The organism is Rathayibacter sp. AY1C5 (assembly GCF_002931705.1).
Taxonomy (GTDB): Bacteria; Actinomycetota; Actinomycetes; order Actinomycetales; family Microbacteriaceae; genus Rathayibacter.
This window is the reverse complement of the sequence record NZ_PSWD01000043.1, coordinates 1-14,691: the sequence shown is the minus strand read 5'-3', so window position 1 is coordinate 14,691 and position 14,691 is coordinate 1. Positions and strand designations below refer to the sequence as shown.

Below are 14,691 nucleotides of genomic sequence, written 5' to 3'. Positions count from 1 at the left end.
GGACTCCGCGGCCGCGGGGCCGACGTCCGTCCACGACAGCTCGGGCACGTCCCCGGAGGCGCGGGCCTCATCGATCAGGACGGCGGCGGCGGGGTCGTAGGCGATCCGGATCACCTCGCACAGCTCCTGAGCACCGAGCGGCCGGGCAGCGCCGGCCCCTGTCGCGGCAAGGCTCGTCGTCAGGCCGGGCAGGCGGGCGGCGAGGTCGGCGGCGACCTCCTTCGCGTTGCGGCGCTTCCCGCCGATGCGAGACAGGGAAGAGAAGGTGATCGCGACGTAGGCGCGGATCGTGGCAGACCCGACCGGGTAGCTGCTCACGACCTCCGAGAGCATCGCTCGAGCGAACTCCGGCGCATCCGGGTCCATCGACCCCTCGACCTCCGAGCGCAGGCGCGTACCGGTGTCGGGGGCCGTCTCGACGGTGACGGAGGCGGCCTCGATGCCGGGCTCGTCTCCAAGGTTGGAGAGCCAAATGCCGTACTCCGCGACCTGGTTGTTGACCTGCTCCTGATCCACCAGCGCGGCGCCGTCCGGCTCGGTAGCGATTACGACGGTGTAGTGCTTGGTGGAGGGGACGTGCACGAGAGCGAATCGGCGCCCGTGCGAGTCCTCGTGCTCGGAGAGCTGCGACGCCGCAGCGAGTCCGGGGAGCTGGAAGGTGCCCCATTTCGCCCGACCCGCGGGACCTGAACGGTAGACGTTCGCTCCCTTGGCCTTCGTCCGCATCCAGTTCACGCGATTCACCGTCCTTCCGAGGGCGCTCTGCCCGTGCTTGTCCTTCACCGAAACCGTCAGCAAGATCCCGCCGAAGATCGCGGCGACGATCAGCGCGGCCACGAGGCCGGAGAACATCGACGCGATGATCGAGGAGAGGATGCCGACGAACAGCACGCCCGTGGCGAGCTGTCCGAGGCCGCCGAGTCCCGCAGTCTGCGGGCGACGCCAATTGCCGTACGTGCGCGGCGCCTCAGCGCTGCGCGTAGGAGTTGCCGTGCTCATCAGTTCCCGCTTCCGTTGCCGCCAGTGGCGTCGTCCGTGGCGGCCTTGACCGCCCCTGCTGCGTGCTTCGCGCCTTCGGCGGCCTTCCCTGCCACCGCAAGGCCGACACCGATCGGGCCTCCTGCCGCGGCTGCGGCACCACCGCCTGCCGCCGCACCGCCCGCTGCCGCACCACCGCCGGCCGCAGCTCCGCCAGCTGCGCCACCGCCTGCTGCTGCGCCGCCGCCTGCACCGGAGGCGGCCGGAGTCGCCGCGGGTGACCCCTTGCTGCCGGCGGAGGCGCTACTGCCGGACGGTGCGGAGCCGAAGCCACCGCCGCCGGGCGACCCTCCGCCCCCGCCGCTGTCGCCTCCGCTGCGCGAGCGGATTGCTCCGCTGGCAATCTCCGCCGCTCCACCGGCCGCGGCCGCACCGAGCAGGAGGCCTGCACCGCCACCGCCACCGCCCACCGAGGCGACAGCGGGGACGAGGAAGCGCATCAGCGCGGGCAGGGCCACGAGCGCGATGAGCATCAGCGCGAGGCCCGTGACGATCTGGAACAGCCCGGTCCCGTCCGACTTGAACAGATCAGTGCCGGTCATCCGGAACGCGATCGCGTAGACGATCGCCGCGGCGGGCTTGTAGAGGATGAAGGCGAGGGTCCAGGCCATCGTCTTCTTGAACCACTGCTGCCCGATTTCCGTATTGGTCGCGGCCGCAGCGATCGGGAAGATGCCGGCGAGGACGACGAGCATCGCGCCGCGGAACACCATGAGCGCGATCTGAACGTAGGTCATGAGCACGGCGAGGATGCCGAGGAGGAACAAGCCGATGAGGCCGATACCCGACGTTGCGGTCAGCGAAATCATCGCGAAGATGTTCGTGCCGAAGCAGTTGCTCTCACCGTTGGTGACGTCGCAGTCGGTGGAGTTGTTGAGGATCCAGATCGAGAAGGCGTCGCCTGCCTGCGTGGCGAGACGGATCACGACGAGTCCCGCGCCGGCGACGGCGATCAGCGTCAGTACCGACCGGGCGAGGGTGCGCAACTCGCCCGCACGCTGCGTCCAGACCATGCGGCCGGCGGCGACGAGGATCGACAGGATCGCGAGTCCTCCGGCGTACCACTCGAGCTGCCCTTGCACCCAGCCGACGACGCTCGAAGATTCGTTGAGGTGCAGCGCCAGGGGTAGGAACCCCGTGACGAGCGCTGAGGCGGAGGAGAGCAGGAAGACGGCGAAGATGATGACGCCGATGCGTCCCATGTGCGCCTCGCCGTCGCCGTGGCGGCGACGGGTGCTCATCATGACGCCGGCGATGATGAGCGACATGACCGCGAGGCCCGCCGCGACCCACGTCACGTAGCCGAGGATCGTCTCGAACGCTTCCGGCAGGGGCGGGGTACCGCCACCGTTAACGCCGCCTCCCCGGTCGACCACGGTCACCGGGGAGGGAACGTTCACCCAGAGGGTGCCGAGCGAGACGACCGCTTTGCCGAAGCCCTCCAAGATGTTGTTCACGAACTGCTGCAAGGCGTCGTTAGACGCCTTCGAGACGACTTCGCCGATGCCTGCTGATGACCAGCACACGACGTCCCACGCTGCGCAGGGCTCGCCTGCGGGTGGAGTCACTGTCATTCGGTACCTGCCCAAGGGATATAGCCGCCCAAGCTGGTGAGTGCGGTCGGACGGAACGGCGGCTGACCGTCAGCGGTCAACACCGACTTCCAGTCGCCGTCGACCCACGTCACGGGAGCGGGGAAGCTGAGGAGCTGATTGGTGTTAGAGCGGAAGGCGATGTCGATCGTGGCTTCGTCCGCGGTGTACGAGCTCACGCGGAAGCCGACGATCTGGACACTGCCTCCGGTGTTGCTCTGGGGAATGTCCGCGGCGATCGCGGCATCGCGACCAGCGCCAGGCGCGGTCTGGCGCTCGAGAACGGCGTCGGCCAGGCGCCCATCCGTTCCCATCGCCCAGAGGTTCGCCACCGAGAAGAGCGATCCTTCGACGGTGTGCGCGTAGCAGCTGCGCAGCCCGTCCTCTCCGATCACGCCGGGGCCGGCGGTGTCCGACGACGGTGCGGCCATCGTGCCGACGATGGTCCAGTCGGTGACAGGTGCCGTCGAGAGCGTTCCGCTCTCGTCGTAACCGGGAAGGTTGCAGACGCTTGCTGCGGCGGTGTCGGTTTCCGGTGAGGCGGTGACGGCGGGCGTCGCGGAGGTGGCGGGAGCACTCTGCCCGCCACCTCCGCCCAGGGACGTAATCGCGAGGAGGATCGCCGCCAGCACGAGGACTCCGAAGATGATGGCTCCGAAGATGAATCCTCGACTGGTGAACGGGTTGCGGGACTCCGTGTCGCTCATGACGTCGTGCCTTTCGTTGGTGATGCGGTCGGTTTCCTCCGGACGCTACGCGCCCATGAGGAAGCCGACGATCGTGAACGCGGCGGACACGATGATCACGCCGACGAGCAGGCGGCCGAGCCAGCCGCCGATCTCTCCGCCTTCGCCGCGGCGGGCGGAGACGGTCATGGTGACGCCGAGGATGATCAGGCCGACGACGGCGACGCCGAGGCCGACCCACTTGGCCCAGCCCATGACGGTGGTAAAGGCCTCGAACCCGGGGGGCATGCCGCCGGGTCCCGGGTCGGGCACGACGGCGCCGAGCGCGCCTGCGGTGGTGAGGATGTCGGTCGTCGCTGCGAGCAGGGACATGAGGTGCTCCGTTTCGTTGGTGGTGCTGGGGGGATCGACGTCGCGGTCGCGACGCCGAAGAGGTCCGGTTATCCGGTGGTGAGGGGTCCGTCCGCGAACCCCACGTCGAAGTGGAGGTGGTTCGGGGTATCGGTGAACTGAGTGATGTGCTCGTAGCTGGTCGAGCGGCACTGGATTTGGCCGGCCCGGGAGCCCTGGGGCACCTGCGGGTCCAGAACGGTGAGGAGTTTCAGCGCGTTGGGGTCGCAGCCGGTGGTGGCCGTGCCGTCGAAGGAGAAGAAGTCGACCGCGTGACCGCCGCCATTGATCCAGTGCGAGGAGCCGGTGCCTGCGCCCAGGAGCGAGCCGGTGCACTGTCGGTTGAGGTCGGAGACGCCGACCTTCCCGAACGTGTTCAGCGCGATGGTGATGACCTGGAGGATCCGGACGTCGATGCCGCAGTTCTCTTTGGCGGTCCCGGCGGCCATGTCGCGGATCTGCTGCGCGTAGCGGTCCTCGAGTAGGCGCAGGCGCCCCTCGTCCATCGCCGTCACGAGTCCGGCGGCGAGGGCCTGCGCGTCTCCGGACACGGCTACGCATCCACCGACCGGCGCAGCCGTCGTAGGCGTGGTGCTGGTCGGCGTCGACGGAACACTGACCGGTGCGCCGGTCGTCGCCGGCCCCGTCGTGCTGCTACCGAGCCCGTTCAGGTAGGTCATGATCGCCACGGCGTCGGCGCGGTACTTCGTGTAGTGGTTCGGGTCGGCGTTGCGCTGGACCTTGTTGATCGCGATGGAGGGCTCCATTGCCGGCCAGCCCTCGACGGCCACGAGGCGGTCGTAGAAGAAGCCCGCCGAGGTCGTCGGGTCCATGCGCTGCTCGACGGTGCCCCAGCTCGACTGCTGCTGGAACAGGCCGATCGAGTCAGCGACCGATCCGTCCGGGTTGATCGCGCCGTCGCCGTAGGTGATATTCACCAGCGAGGACTCCCCGATCGCCGTCTGGACACCGAGCGTCTGCCCGTCCGCGCCGAGCCCCTTCGCTGCACCTGCATTGACGATCAGTGCTGCGTTCACGAGCTGGTCGTGCCCGTAGGCCCCGACCTTCGCGTCCGCCGGGATCGCGGACACGTTGACCGGGCCTCCACCAGGTAGGCATGCGGCCGCGGCCGATCCGCCGAAGAACAGCACCCACAGCAGTAGCGCCACGGTGACGATCGGCACCATAACCGCCGCCAGTACCCCAATTCCCCCCTTCTGCACCGGCCTACTCCGAGGCCAGGGGGGTGATCTGCTCGACGCCCCAGGGCGCCGTCTCTACAGCACGGTGGACGTAGACCGAGTAGTCCCCAGCGTCGGTGGGCACCAGAACGCGAATGGTGAACGTGCCGTCGCCGTCCCGGACCCGAGCATCGCCGGTCAACGACGTGCAGGGCACGTTCATCGGATCGACCGTCTCGTAGGCGATCGCCGCTTGCTGAGTCAGGAACGGGTAGAGCTCCGCGATCCAGGTGTCGTAGTCGAGCGTCGGGCGGCAGAACGCCGTCACTGCCGAGGCCGCGAGGGCAAGCGCGTCGTTCTCGACTCCCGGAACGGGAACCGGCTCAGAGTCGACCGGAGCGGCGGCCGCAGTCGGCGTCGCCTCAGCCGTGCTGGCCGCAGTCGAGCCCGATGCAGAAGGGATCTGGGCGGTCGGCGTCGGTGCAGTTCGTGCTGTTTCGGGAGCAGCGCCCGAGCACCCTGCCAATGCGAGCACAGCCGCAGCGGCCATCGCGGCGCAGAGGCCGGTGCCGGTGTGCTTCGTGTGCTTCATGTCGTTGGTTCCCCTCGTTGCCTTCATCACAATCTAGTCCCAAACTGCCCGTTTGGACACTCGTAGATGCCCAAATGGGACACTGACTGTCTACACTGACGGCACGTCGGTAGCCGCCGACCTAGAATCGTGGTGTGGAGGTGGACTCAACGAACGTCAATGCCGTCATAGGCGAGGCCGTCAAGAGCGCCATCTACGACGCCGGTTTCAACGTGAAGGCCGCGGCTGAGCGAGCCGGCCTGCCCTACCGGACCGTCCTTCGGTACATCAAGGGAGAACGGGACATGCCTGTCCCTGTTCTTCTCGCGCTCGCGCACGCCACGAACGCCGATTTGGACTCGCTCGTGAAGCAGCTTCAGGGCCGAGTAGCCTTTAAGGAACTGGTCAGCTACGTCACAGACGGCGAATCCATGCCGACTGAGGAATCCAGCGCTCTACGTCCCGCCGAATTGGCGCGTCGTCTCTCACTGGTCTTCACTTCACGAGGCCTCGACGCCACTACCTCCCGCACCAGAATTTCCGAGATCCTTCTCCTCAGCGGGGCCTCGATCGATCGCCAGGAATGGGGCCTGCTCATGGCCGGGCAACTCCCCTCGGCACCACGAGTCGAAGTGCTCTTCGCCGTGGCCGAAGCACTCGACGTCGACCCCGACTACTTGCTCAGAGACGACCCCGAGCTGGTCGAGGCCGTGGAAGCCCGCCTCGGGTTCGACGGCACCATGCGCTCGCTCGGCATCGAGCGCGTCGCCGCCCGATCGCTCGGAACAATCGAGCCCGACGAGCTACGCGGCATCGCCGCCGTCGTGTCCGAAATCGTCACCGAGCTACGTCGATAGCCGGCCGCGCCGTCCTGTAGGGCCACGCAGCTCCGCTCGCGCCCGGAATGCCGTCTAAAGTGGATGAGCTTCTCCCGGCCAGGCGAACGGAGTCCATCGATGCCGTCAGACTCCACGGAACGAGGTCGCGGCCGGTGGCGGATGCTCCGCCGCAGTGGCCAAGGCCGCAGTGGATCGATCGTTCAGGCGGCCGACGAGTTCGTGAGCAGGCTCGGACTTCCGGCCGCCGCGACGTGGGACGATCTTCAATCGTCCGTCGAGAAGGTCTACGGCAAGCCGATCTATCTGATCGCCTCCGCCAGCGCTGACCTCAAATCAGTGACAGGGCTCTGGATCGACACAGCCGAGTTCGGCACCGTCGTCTGCCGAGAGAGCGACGAGCTCCACTACCAGAGCCAGAACGCGTGCCATGAGCTTGCGCACATCCTCTTCGTCTACGCTCCGGACGCCTGGTTCAGCGAGCAGATCCCGCGGCTGATCCATCCGGGCCGGCGGCACGGAGCCACACACCTCTGTGCCCCGACAGATGATCCAGAAAGCACAGAAGCGAAGGCGGAGATTGCCATCGAGGAAGTAGCTTTCGCGATGGTCCGCCGTATCCAGACACTCAATCGGACGAGCGAAGAAACGTATTTCGGATGATCCAACAGGTTTGCCTAGCGCTTCTCATTGCGCTGGTGCTTGTGCGGGCTCCTCGCGCCGCAGCGAAGCCCGCAGCGCGTCCCGCTTTCTGGGCCACGGTGAGCGGTGCCGTCGCACTCTCCACCTACGGATTCCCCATCCCCTTCTTCACATATGACGCGCTACTGGGTGGCACCAACGTCATCACCCTCGTCCGCGACCTGGCAGCAGCATCGGCCTTCTGGTTCTTCCGCGAAGCGCTCGGACGGCGCGCCGGCGGCGAAGGCCGCGTCGGCAGTCGGTGGGGCCTGGCGATCATGTTCGGCTCCTACATCGTGCCGTTCCTGCTGATCGGCAACCGGGGCCGCACAAGCGTCGACTTCATCATCGACCGCCTCGACCAGACCGCCGTCTGGCTCTACGGATCGGCCTACATGGCGACTCTCGTGTGGCTATCCGTCTCCTCGATCATCAACGCGCGTCGCAACTGGCGCGGGGTTCAGCTCGTCTTCATCACCGGATTCGCCATCACCACGATCGGCTGCTTGATCGAGATTGCCTTCCTCACAGCCTCTCACTTCGGCTACGGCGGAGACGCCTTCCGCTACTCCGCGTGGAACGCCGCTGAGATACCGTTCTTCCTCGGTCTTCTCATCATCATGCTCGGCATCGGGTGGACGGCGATCGTCGTTCCTCTCCGTCGCCGGATCGACGTCGCTCGAGCATCGAAGGCCGCCGTCCGACACGGCCTCATCGAGCGACCACCGTTCACGACCTACCTGAGCGACCGGCGATTGATCGCACACGCTCAACAGATCCTCGTGCTCACGAAGAACGCTGAGGTTCGCGGAGAGGGCGCGTTCACCTTTGACGAGAATGCAGCTGTCGCTCGGGTCCGCACGCTCATCGCTCCCGACCAGGCGTTCACTCCGCGAGTGATCGGCGGCGGCTTCCGGAAGGCCGCATAGCCGGTGAGCGCACTCTGGGTCGCGATCCCCGCAGTTGGTGTCGGCGTCGCCGGAGCCGCGGTCGTCGCCACCGTTGCGCGCCGTGTCATCCGACCGCAGCGCAGCCGCCCAACACCGATCGTCGCGGTTCCGACGCCCGATCGCATCGTCCTCGGTCCTACTCCGATCACGAAGCAGAACGGCAAGCTCGGCCTGCTCTACGACGACGAAACCCGCCACGCGGTCCTCGGTCCGATCCTGCGAAGCGGACCAGACGGGATCGAACGCATCCTCACACTCAATGCTGATGCCCCCTCCCCCACGGCCGGCTCCCTGAGTCGACCCATCGGGAATGTGTTCGCGACGGCCCGAGAACTCGACCCGGACGCCCGCGAGGTGACCGTCGAAACCGAGCTTGGACAGGCGCCTGCCTGGTTGTTTTCCGGCAAAGGAGACGCCGCAGACACTTGGGCGATCCACATCCACGGCAGTCTGTCCGGCCGAGACGCTGCCTTTCGCTCCGTGCATGCACTCAGAGGCACCGGCTACACCTCACTGGTGCCTTCCTTCCGCGGTGACGGAGAAGGCCCAACGGCGCCACTCAATGCGTTCACGCTCGGTCAGACCGAATGGGTCGACGTCGACGCTGCGATCGCGCTCGCTCTCGAGCGGGGAGCGCGCCGGGTCGTCCTCGTCGGCTGGTCCAGCGGCGCCTCAATGGCGTTGCGCCTCGCCACGAGCTCGTCGCACCGATCCAGAATCGCAGGCTTGATCCTTGTCTCCCCCGTCCTCAGTTGGCGCAACAGCGTGCTCTTCAGCGCCGCTAACGCCGGAGTCCCCCGTGTCGTCGCTGCGGCCGCCACATGGGCTCTCGGCGCCCGCGGTGTCAGTCGTCTACTGGGCTCACCAGTTCCTCTCAACTTCAAAGCACTCGACTGGATAGACGCAGCCGCACCACTACGCATACCGGTGCTCCTGATTCATTCGGGGGGTGATCGCACCACGCCGTTCAGCGACTCCCGTTCGTTCAGCAACGCGCACGTGAATGCGACGCTGATCGCCAGCGACCCCGCCGGCCACGCCCTCGAATGGAACGCCGATCCAGAGCGATTCGAATCCGCCGTTCGCTCCTGGTGCAACAGCGCCATTTAGATTCTGCATGAGAATCAAGATAGCCAGATACCTATATAGGTATCTGGCTATCTTCGAGGGGCTCGGGCTCAGCTGAGCGGGTTCCGGTCGCGGTACTCGCTCAGGGCCGTTTCCACGATGTTCTTCTTAGTGCGACCGGTCGCGGCTCGCAGGTCTTGGACGTAGTACGACAGCTCGGCATCGACGTCCACATGCAGAACCTCCGTGGGCTGCTTCCGCGGCGGCGTGGCCGCCGTGCCCGCATTCGCCCGCGATACCGGGGCTGCTACCGGCGCCGGTGCGGGCGTCGGAGCCGGACGAGGCTTGGACGCGATCGGGTCGCTGCGGTCGGGCGCCGGCTGTGCTCGGCGCGGGAGGCTGGCGGGGCGATCTTCGTTCGTCATCGGATGACCTTTCGTGCGAGTTCACGGTATGCGGCGGCGACGGGTGCGCCCTTGCGGAAGTTGCCGTACCAGTCGTGCGAGTACCGGACCTCTCCGACGATGGTCCGGTGCGGGACGAGCGGAGTCAGGAGAAGCCCCGTCTCTCGCATCTGCTCGATGCTGTGCGTAGCCTCTCGCGGCGTGATCGTCTCCTTGTAGCCGCCAACGATGATGCCGGCCTCCTCGACCGCTGCGCGGTCGCTGAGGTCGTTGTAGCGGCGCACACTCTCCTGTGCACCAATGAATCCGTCCACGCCGTCAGCGGTGGGCGTGGCGGCGTAGATCACTGACTCCGCCGCCGTCAGGGCGTTGTAGATCAGCGACCCGCCCTGGCGGTTCGGGCAGTCGATGATCGCGAGGTCCGCAGGCACATCCTCGAGCGAGTCCGCCAAGCGATGCCCGACTTCTCCGGGATCGTCCGTTTCGCGTGCGCTCACGCTGCGGTCGGACGGGATCACTCGAAGGTTCGAGTGAAAGGGCGAAGGCACGGCGAGCTCGTCCGCCCATCCCCTCGGGTCGGCGTTACCCAGGATCGCTCCGACGTCGAGCCCGACGTCGACGGGCTGCGCGTCGAGCCACTTCGTGGTCGCGCCACGCGGATCCAGGTCGATCAGGATCACCCGCCGCCCCTCCTCGGCCGCCACCATCGCCAGGGAGACCGCGGTGGTGCTCTTCGTCGCACCGCCGCTCTCGCTGTAGATCATCATTGTCTGCATGCCGCAAACCTATATGGCTATCTATCCACCTAGCAAACTACCCAGATACCTATATAGGTATCTGGGTAGGACTCGCCCGGTATGAGCACCCGATCCCGCTCGGTGCGCGGGCTGGGAGCGAGTGTCGGTGGGGCCGACCTACACTCGGACGCATTCGAACATATGTTCGATGAGACGAGGAGGGGGCCGACCATGAGCGTGACCGTTGTGGAGCGCATCGCGACTCCGGCCTCGGACGCCGTCGCCGTCGCCTTCCTCGTCACCAGTGACGCGGTGGCTGCCGGGTTCCCGTCGCCGGCACAGGACTACTTCGACGGGTCCCTCGACCTCAACGACCACCTCATCCGGGACAAGACCTCGACGTTCATCGTCCGCGTCTCGGGCGAGAGCATGACCGGCGCGGGCATCAGCGACGGCGACGAGCTCGTGGTCGACCGGTCGATCACGCCGACGCACGGGAGCGTGGTCATCGCGATCCTCGACGGCGAGCTGACCGTCAAGCGCCTCGAGCTGCACCCCGGGGGAGTGGTGCTGCGGGCGGAGAACCCGGAGTACCCGCCGATCCACGTCGCCGAGCTGAGTGACCTCCAGGTGTGGGGCGTCGTCACGGTCTGTCTCCACCGGCTGCACCGTGCGCTCTGAGCGGCGCGTCGGCCTGGTCGACGTGAACAGCTTCTACGTCTCCTGCGAGCGGCTATTCGACCCCAAGCTCGCCGGCCGGCCCGTTGTCGTCCTCTCGAACAACGACGGCTGCGTGGTCGCCCGCTCCGACGAGGTGAAGAAGCTCGGCATCGAGAACGGCACCCCCTGGTTCAAGATCGAACCCCTGATCCGCTCCGGCCGTCTTCCGGAGGTCATCGCCCGCTCGAGCAACTACGAGCTGTACGGCGAGCTGTCCGCCCGCGTGATGGAGCTGCTGGGCCGATACTCCGCCTGGCAGGAGGTCTACTCGATCGACGAGAGCTTCCTCGGCGTCGACGGCGACGTGGCGGAGCGGGCGAAGATCGGCCGCGCGATGCGCGCCGCCGTCGCCAAGAACGTCGGCCTGCCCGTCTGCGTCGGGTTCGGGCCGAGCAAGACGCTCGCGAAGTTCGTCAACAAGGGCGGAGCGAAGAAGCACCCGCGCCTCGGCGGGGTCTGCGACACCGACTGGTACACGCCCGATCAGCTCGACGCGCTCATGGCGTCGCAGCACGTCACTGAGCTGTGGGGAGTGGCCGGCCGCACCGGGAAGCGCCTCGCGGAGCTGTCCATCCACACGATCCGGGACCTGCGCGATGCCGACCCGGCGCTGATCCGGAAGAAGTTCTCCGTGGTGCTGCAGCGCTCCGTCTACGAGCTGCGCGGGGTCGACTGCATCCCGCTCGAGGCGGCCCGCACCGTCCGGGATCAGCTGATCTTCTCGCGCTCGTTCGCCACTCCGGTGACGACGATCGCGGACATGGAGCAGGTGCTCTCCGTCTACGCGCAACGCGCCGCGCACCGCCTGCGCGCGCAGGGGTCGGTGACGAAGACGATGAGCGTCTTCGCGTCGACGTCGCCGTTCGCGGACGCGCCGTACGAGTCCGCCGGCGGCCTCGCCGGCTTCCCCGTGCCCACCGACGACCCGGTGGGTATCGTCAAGGCCGCGATCGCGACGTTGCGCCCGCGGCTGCGCGAGGGCGCCCGCTACGTGCGGGCCGGCGTCATCCTCACCAACCTGTCGCCGAAGGACTCCCACGCCTTCCTCGACGTGTTCGATACGGCTTTCGACTCCAAGGGTCTGGGCGCCACGATCGACGCCGTGACGAAACGCCACGGCCGCTCCGCGGTCGGACTGGGCCTCGCCGGGATCCGCAAGGGGCCGGTCTGGACGATGAAGCGCGAAGCGCTCTCGCTGCGCGCCACGACCCACTGGGCCGAGCTGGCGACCGCTCACGCCCGCTGACTTCTATCGGCGGCCAGCCTCCTCAGATAGAATGTTCTATAGGAGGTGGTTGCCGTGTCGATCATTCAGAGGCCCGATGGGGAGACCATCCGCAAGCTGCGCAGCTTGCAGGTCGTAACGCGGGTGTCATATCTTCGCGCGCTGCGCCGCGCTGCGGAGGACACCACGCAGAGGCAGCTCGCGCAAGAAATTGGAATCTCACAGCCCTCCGTCAACAGCGCATTGAAGTCCGCGGCCGCAGTGTCGGACGTGCGGCCCGGATTCTCTGGCGCAACGCCTTACGAGATTGCTCAGCGCTACGACGCGGGGGAGCTGACGAAGGAGCAGGTCATCGATGAGCTCGGCCGTTGGTCCTACCGTCCGGGGTCAGCTAGCGACGGCTACGACTGGACGACCGCGGACGCGGGAGAGTTTGCAGAGGTGCGACGCGCTCTGAGTGAGCACCTCATCGACGTCGACACATACGACGAGATCCTGGACCGCTACAGCGAGCAAGGTCGGTGACTGGGGAGGACTCGTCAGCGATCGCCAAGCACCGCGAGACAGTGCGTGCATGGGCGCGAGCGGGCGGGCCGCTGAGCCCCAAGAGCGAACACGCGACGGTGAACAACCGAGAGTGGTTCCGGCTCGGCGCCGACCAGGATTACGAGCCGCGTGGTGCGCGGCAACAACTACACGACCGCTTTGTGGCCGACTACCGCGCACAATTCCCTGACGTGCGCCAAGAGCGGAAGGCGATCATCCTTGCCGGCCCGCCTGGTGCCGGTAAATCGACCGTTCTCCGAGACGTGCTCGGCACCGACCGCAACGCCTGGCTCACCATCGACGCCGACGAGTTCAAGCGGGCGCTGCTCACCGAAGCGATCAAGGACGGCACCTACGACAGCACGATCCTGCCGCCCGAGGTCCGCGCCGCCGAGGCAGCGGGGGAGAAGTTCTTCCCGCTCGAGCTGGCCTCGCTCGTGCACGAAGAGTCTTCCATTCTCGCTATCCAACTCCGCGACGCGGCCATTCGGGACGGCCAGAACGTCGTGATCGACACCGTGCTCTCTTCGCCCGAGAAGGCGGTCGAGCTGGGGCAGCGGTTCGCGGCAGCCGGCTACAGCGTCGAAGTGATCGACGTCGAGGTGCCGTTCGAGCTGTCGGAAGCGCGGATCGCCGGCCGCTGGCAGGACTCCTACGAACGCGCCCTCGCCGGCGCCGACGAGCTCGGCGGTCGATGGGTGCCCAGCGAGTACGCCAGGAACGTTTATGCCGGCCCGGGAGGTCGGTCCCTCCCTGAGTTCGCCGCCGAGCAGCTGGCCGATACCGGCTCCACCGTGATGCGATTCCGCCGCTACAACACCCCCGCGGAAGGGCAGCCGCGCACTGTCGAGGTCGACAAGTCGCGCACTGCGTTCGGGCGCCCTCTGATCGACACCGCCCTCGCGCAGGCTCAGGCGACCGTCTCTCGCAGCTTCTCCACCACGGCGCTGACCACGGCGCCCGAGCGCGGTGACCGAGCGATCCCGGCCACCTCACCGACGCCAGCGCCGGACCGCGGCGACCGCGGTCGCTAGAGCGGCGTCGTCACCACTTAGAAAACCTGTCCACCAGGTCGACGTCGATCGAGGAGGTCCGCGGGTCCAGGCCGTCGGCCGTCTCGTCGGGGGCGTCGATGACGTCCAGGAACACGGCAGTCGCGGGCGTCACGAACGCTGAGGTCGTTCCGCGCGACGTCGGGATCTCTACGAAGGCGCCGCCGGCGGCCGCCGCCTGTTCGAGGCGCTGCGTGAGCCCGACGCGATCGACGTCGACCGGCAGCGAGAAGTGGCGCGGTCCGATAGTCAGCTCGAGCAGGTGCATGGGATTCCCGTCGTCGGCCGCTTGCCTACCAGGTACCCATCCTCCCGCGTCCTAGACGCTTCCGAGCCCGTTCCGGGGGCGCGAGATGCCCTCGCGCAGCGGCGCCGCGCGCCGCAGGTTGGAAGCCGCCACGGCGGCCCGTTCCACCTGTTTTCTTCACCTCTCCGCGGTTTCAACCTATTTCGCTCCACCGGCTGCGTGCCACCGATCCCGAACGCGGTCGCTGCGCTCCCTCACATCGCTCGTGATCGGCGTCACTCCGCCGCCTCCACTCAAACGGTCTTCCCCGCCGGAGAGGCAAAGAAAAACGATCAGCCAGAGGGAGACACACCATGAGCCAGCAGCGCGGCACCCGTACCGAGGTCATCAAGAGCGAGTACCACGGACCCGGAGCGGACGGGATCAGCCGGACCGCCCGTCAGGTGGTCATCGTCGGCGCCGGTGGCCGCGACCCGGTGACCGAGCAGACCCCGGCCGTGCACCTGGTCACCCGCGAGGGCCGCGCGGGGCTTCCCGGGGTGACGCTGCAGCACTTCGAGCCCGTGGAGGCGCTGCCCGCGGATCGCGTCGGCTACATGGCCTCCGGCGCCTACGTCGTCGTTCCGGTCGACGTCGCGCGAGCGCTCGACCTGTTCCCGGCCGCGTACGCGCTGCACGACCGCAGCGAGACGCCCGCCGACTACCGCGACAACGACTGACCCCCCCCGAACCGAGAAGGAGAACCGACATGCTCACCATCACCCACA

Annotated in this window: 18 protein-coding genes; 9 read left to right on the top strand and 9 right to left on the bottom strand. The window is 67.4% G+C overall.

Annotation, left to right across the window (positions count from 1 at the left end):
* From C5C57_RS16865 to C5C57_RS17865, 6 genes are all read right to left on the bottom strand, one after another.
* Window positions 1-999: SCO6880 family protein (locus tag C5C57_RS16865; protein ID WP_146082470.1), on the bottom strand; the 999-nt coding region annotated here is incomplete at its 3' end.
* A complete protein-coding gene (locus tag C5C57_RS16860; protein ID WP_146079341.1) occupies window positions 999-2,606 on the bottom strand; it encodes a hypothetical protein in 1,608 nt (535 codons plus the stop codon). The genes C5C57_RS16860 and C5C57_RS16865, both read right to left, overlap by 1 nt.
* A 2-nt stretch (window positions 2,607-2,608) precedes the next feature.
* Window positions 2,609-3,337, bottom strand: coding sequence for a hypothetical protein (locus tag C5C57_RS16855; protein WP_104234430.1), 729 nt, complete (start codon window positions 3,335-3,337; stop codon window positions 2,609-2,611).
* 45 nt (window positions 3,338-3,382) lie between these two features.
* Window positions 3,383-3,688: a hypothetical protein gene (locus tag C5C57_RS16850; RefSeq protein WP_104234431.1), complete on the bottom strand. Its 306-nt coding sequence runs from the start codon at window positions 3,686-3,688 to the stop codon at window positions 3,383-3,385.
* Between the two features lie 68 nt (window positions 3,689-3,756).
* Window positions 3,757-4,875 carry a hypothetical protein gene (locus C5C57_RS16845; protein WP_258065705.1) on the bottom strand — a complete coding sequence of 373 codons (1,119 nt, stop codon included), beginning with the start codon at window positions 4,873-4,875 and terminating at the stop codon, window positions 3,757-3,759.
* Window positions 4,876-4,933: 58 nt separating this feature from the next.
* Window positions 4,934-5,479 carry a hypothetical protein gene (locus tag C5C57_RS17865; protein WP_146079342.1) on the bottom strand — a complete coding sequence of 182 codons (546 nt, stop codon included), beginning with the start codon at window positions 5,477-5,479 and terminating at the stop codon, window positions 4,934-4,936.
* Between the two features lie 134 nt (window positions 5,480-5,613).
* On the opposite strand from C5C57_RS17865, the gene C5C57_RS16835 reads away from it, so the two are divergent.
* The 4 genes from C5C57_RS16835 to C5C57_RS16820 all read left to right on the top strand — a co-directional run bounded on the left by C5C57_RS16835 (window position 5,614) and on the right by C5C57_RS16820 (window position 9,035).
* Complete coding sequence (locus C5C57_RS16835; protein WP_104234434.1) at window positions 5,614-6,315, top strand: helix-turn-helix transcriptional regulator; 702 nt, start codon at window positions 5,614-5,616, stop codon at window positions 6,313-6,315.
* 99 nt (window positions 6,316-6,414) lie between these two features.
* Window positions 6,415-6,957 carry a hypothetical protein gene (locus C5C57_RS16830; RefSeq protein WP_146079343.1) on the top strand — a complete coding sequence of 181 codons (543 nt, stop codon included), beginning with the start codon at window positions 6,415-6,417 and terminating at the stop codon, window positions 6,955-6,957.
* Complete coding sequence (locus C5C57_RS16825; protein ID WP_104234436.1) at window positions 6,954-7,904, top strand: hypothetical protein; 951 nt, start codon at window positions 6,954-6,956, stop codon at window positions 7,902-7,904. The genes C5C57_RS16830 and C5C57_RS16825 overlap by 4 nt, the downstream gene beginning before the upstream one ends.
* Before the next feature lie 3 nt (window positions 7,905-7,907).
* Window positions 7,908-9,035, top strand: coding sequence for a S9 family peptidase (locus tag C5C57_RS16820; protein WP_104234437.1), 1,128 nt, complete (start codon window positions 7,908-7,910; stop codon window positions 9,033-9,035).
* A 68-nt stretch (window positions 9,036-9,103) separates the two neighbouring features.
* Here C5C57_RS16820 and C5C57_RS17860 read toward each other — a convergent pair whose 3' ends face one another.
* Window positions 9,104-9,418 (bottom strand): hypothetical protein, encoded by a 315-nt coding sequence (locus tag C5C57_RS17860; RefSeq protein ID WP_146079344.1) that lies wholly within the window; start codon window positions 9,416-9,418, stop codon window positions 9,104-9,106.
* Window positions 9,415-10,173 carry a ParA family protein gene (locus C5C57_RS16815; protein WP_104234438.1) on the bottom strand — a complete coding sequence of 253 codons (759 nt, stop codon included), beginning with the start codon at window positions 10,171-10,173 and terminating at the stop codon, window positions 9,415-9,417. The genes C5C57_RS17860 and C5C57_RS16815 overlap by 4 nt, the downstream gene beginning before the upstream one ends.
* Before the next feature lie 192 nt (window positions 10,174-10,365).
* Between C5C57_RS16815 and C5C57_RS16810 the strand changes: the two genes are divergently transcribed.
* The 4 genes from C5C57_RS16810 to C5C57_RS16795 are packed head-to-tail and all read left to right on the top strand — an operon-like array spanning window position 10,366 to window position 13,659.
* Entirely contained in the window at window positions 10,366-10,815 is a 450-nt protein-coding gene (locus C5C57_RS16810; RefSeq protein ID WP_104234439.1) for a LexA family transcriptional regulator, read from the top strand.
* Entirely contained in the window at window positions 10,805-12,100 is a 1,296-nt protein-coding gene (locus C5C57_RS16805; RefSeq protein ID WP_104234440.1) for a Y-family DNA polymerase, read from the top strand. The genes C5C57_RS16810 and C5C57_RS16805 overlap by 11 nt, the downstream gene beginning before the upstream one ends.
* A 54-nt stretch (window positions 12,101-12,154) precedes the next feature.
* On the top strand, window positions 12,155-12,604 hold the full coding sequence (locus C5C57_RS16800; protein ID WP_104234441.1) for a winged helix-turn-helix transcriptional regulator: 450 nt from the start codon (window positions 12,155-12,157) through the stop codon (window positions 12,602-12,604).
* Window positions 12,601-13,659, top strand: a complete 1,059-nt coding sequence (locus C5C57_RS16795) for a zeta toxin family protein (RefSeq protein WP_181028843.1) — start codon at window positions 12,601-12,603, stop codon at window positions 13,657-13,659. The genes C5C57_RS16800 and C5C57_RS16795 overlap by 4 nt, the downstream gene beginning before the upstream one ends.
* Window positions 13,660-13,669: 10 nt before the next feature.
* Here the strand turns inward: C5C57_RS16795 and C5C57_RS16790 are convergent, their stop codons facing one another.
* Entirely contained in the window at window positions 13,670-13,945 is a 276-nt protein-coding gene (locus tag C5C57_RS16790; RefSeq protein ID WP_104234442.1) for a hypothetical protein, read from the bottom strand.
* Window positions 13,946-14,277: 332 nt separating this feature from the next.
* On the opposite strand from C5C57_RS16790, the gene C5C57_RS16785 reads away from it, so the two are divergent.
* Window positions 14,278-14,643, top strand: coding sequence for a hypothetical protein (locus C5C57_RS16785; RefSeq protein ID WP_104234443.1), 366 nt, complete (start codon window positions 14,278-14,280; stop codon window positions 14,641-14,643).
* The last annotated feature ends 48 nt before the right edge of the window (window positions 14,644-14,691 follow it).

Coding starts and splice junctions, on each gene's coding strand:
- C5C57_RS16825 (WP_104234436.1), top strand. CDS start 6,954: ATGATCCAACAGGTTTGCCTAGCGCTTCTCATTGCGCTGGTGCTTGTG.
- C5C57_RS17865 (WP_146079342.1), bottom strand. CDS start 5,479: ATGAAGCACACGAAGCACACCGGCACCGGCCTCTGCGCCGCGATGGCC.
- C5C57_RS16785 (WP_104234443.1), top strand. CDS start 14,278: ATGAGCCAGCAGCGCGGCACCCGTACCGAGGTCATCAAGAGCGAGTAC.
- C5C57_RS16810 (WP_104234439.1), top strand. CDS start 10,366: ATGAGCGTGACCGTTGTGGAGCGCATCGCGACTCCGGCCTCGGACGCC.
- C5C57_RS16830 (WP_146079343.1), top strand. CDS start 6,415: ATGCCGTCAGACTCCACGGAACGAGGTCGCGGCCGGTGGCGGATGCTC.
- C5C57_RS17860 (WP_146079344.1), bottom strand. CDS start 9,418: ATGACGAACGAAGATCGCCCCGCCAGCCTCCCGCGCCGAGCACAGCCG.
- C5C57_RS16790 (WP_104234442.1), bottom strand. CDS start 13,945: ATGCACCTGCTCGAGCTGACTATCGGACCGCGCCACTTCTCGCTGCCG.
- C5C57_RS16850 (WP_104234431.1), bottom strand. CDS start 3,688: ATGTCCCTGCTCGCAGCGACGACCGACATCCTCACCACCGCAGGCGCG.
- C5C57_RS16815 (WP_104234438.1), bottom strand. CDS start 10,173: ATGCAGACAATGATGATCTACAGCGAGAGCGGCGGTGCGACGAAGAGC.
- C5C57_RS16855 (WP_104234430.1), bottom strand. CDS start 3,337: ATGAGCGACACGGAGTCCCGCAACCCGTTCACCAGTCGAGGATTCATC.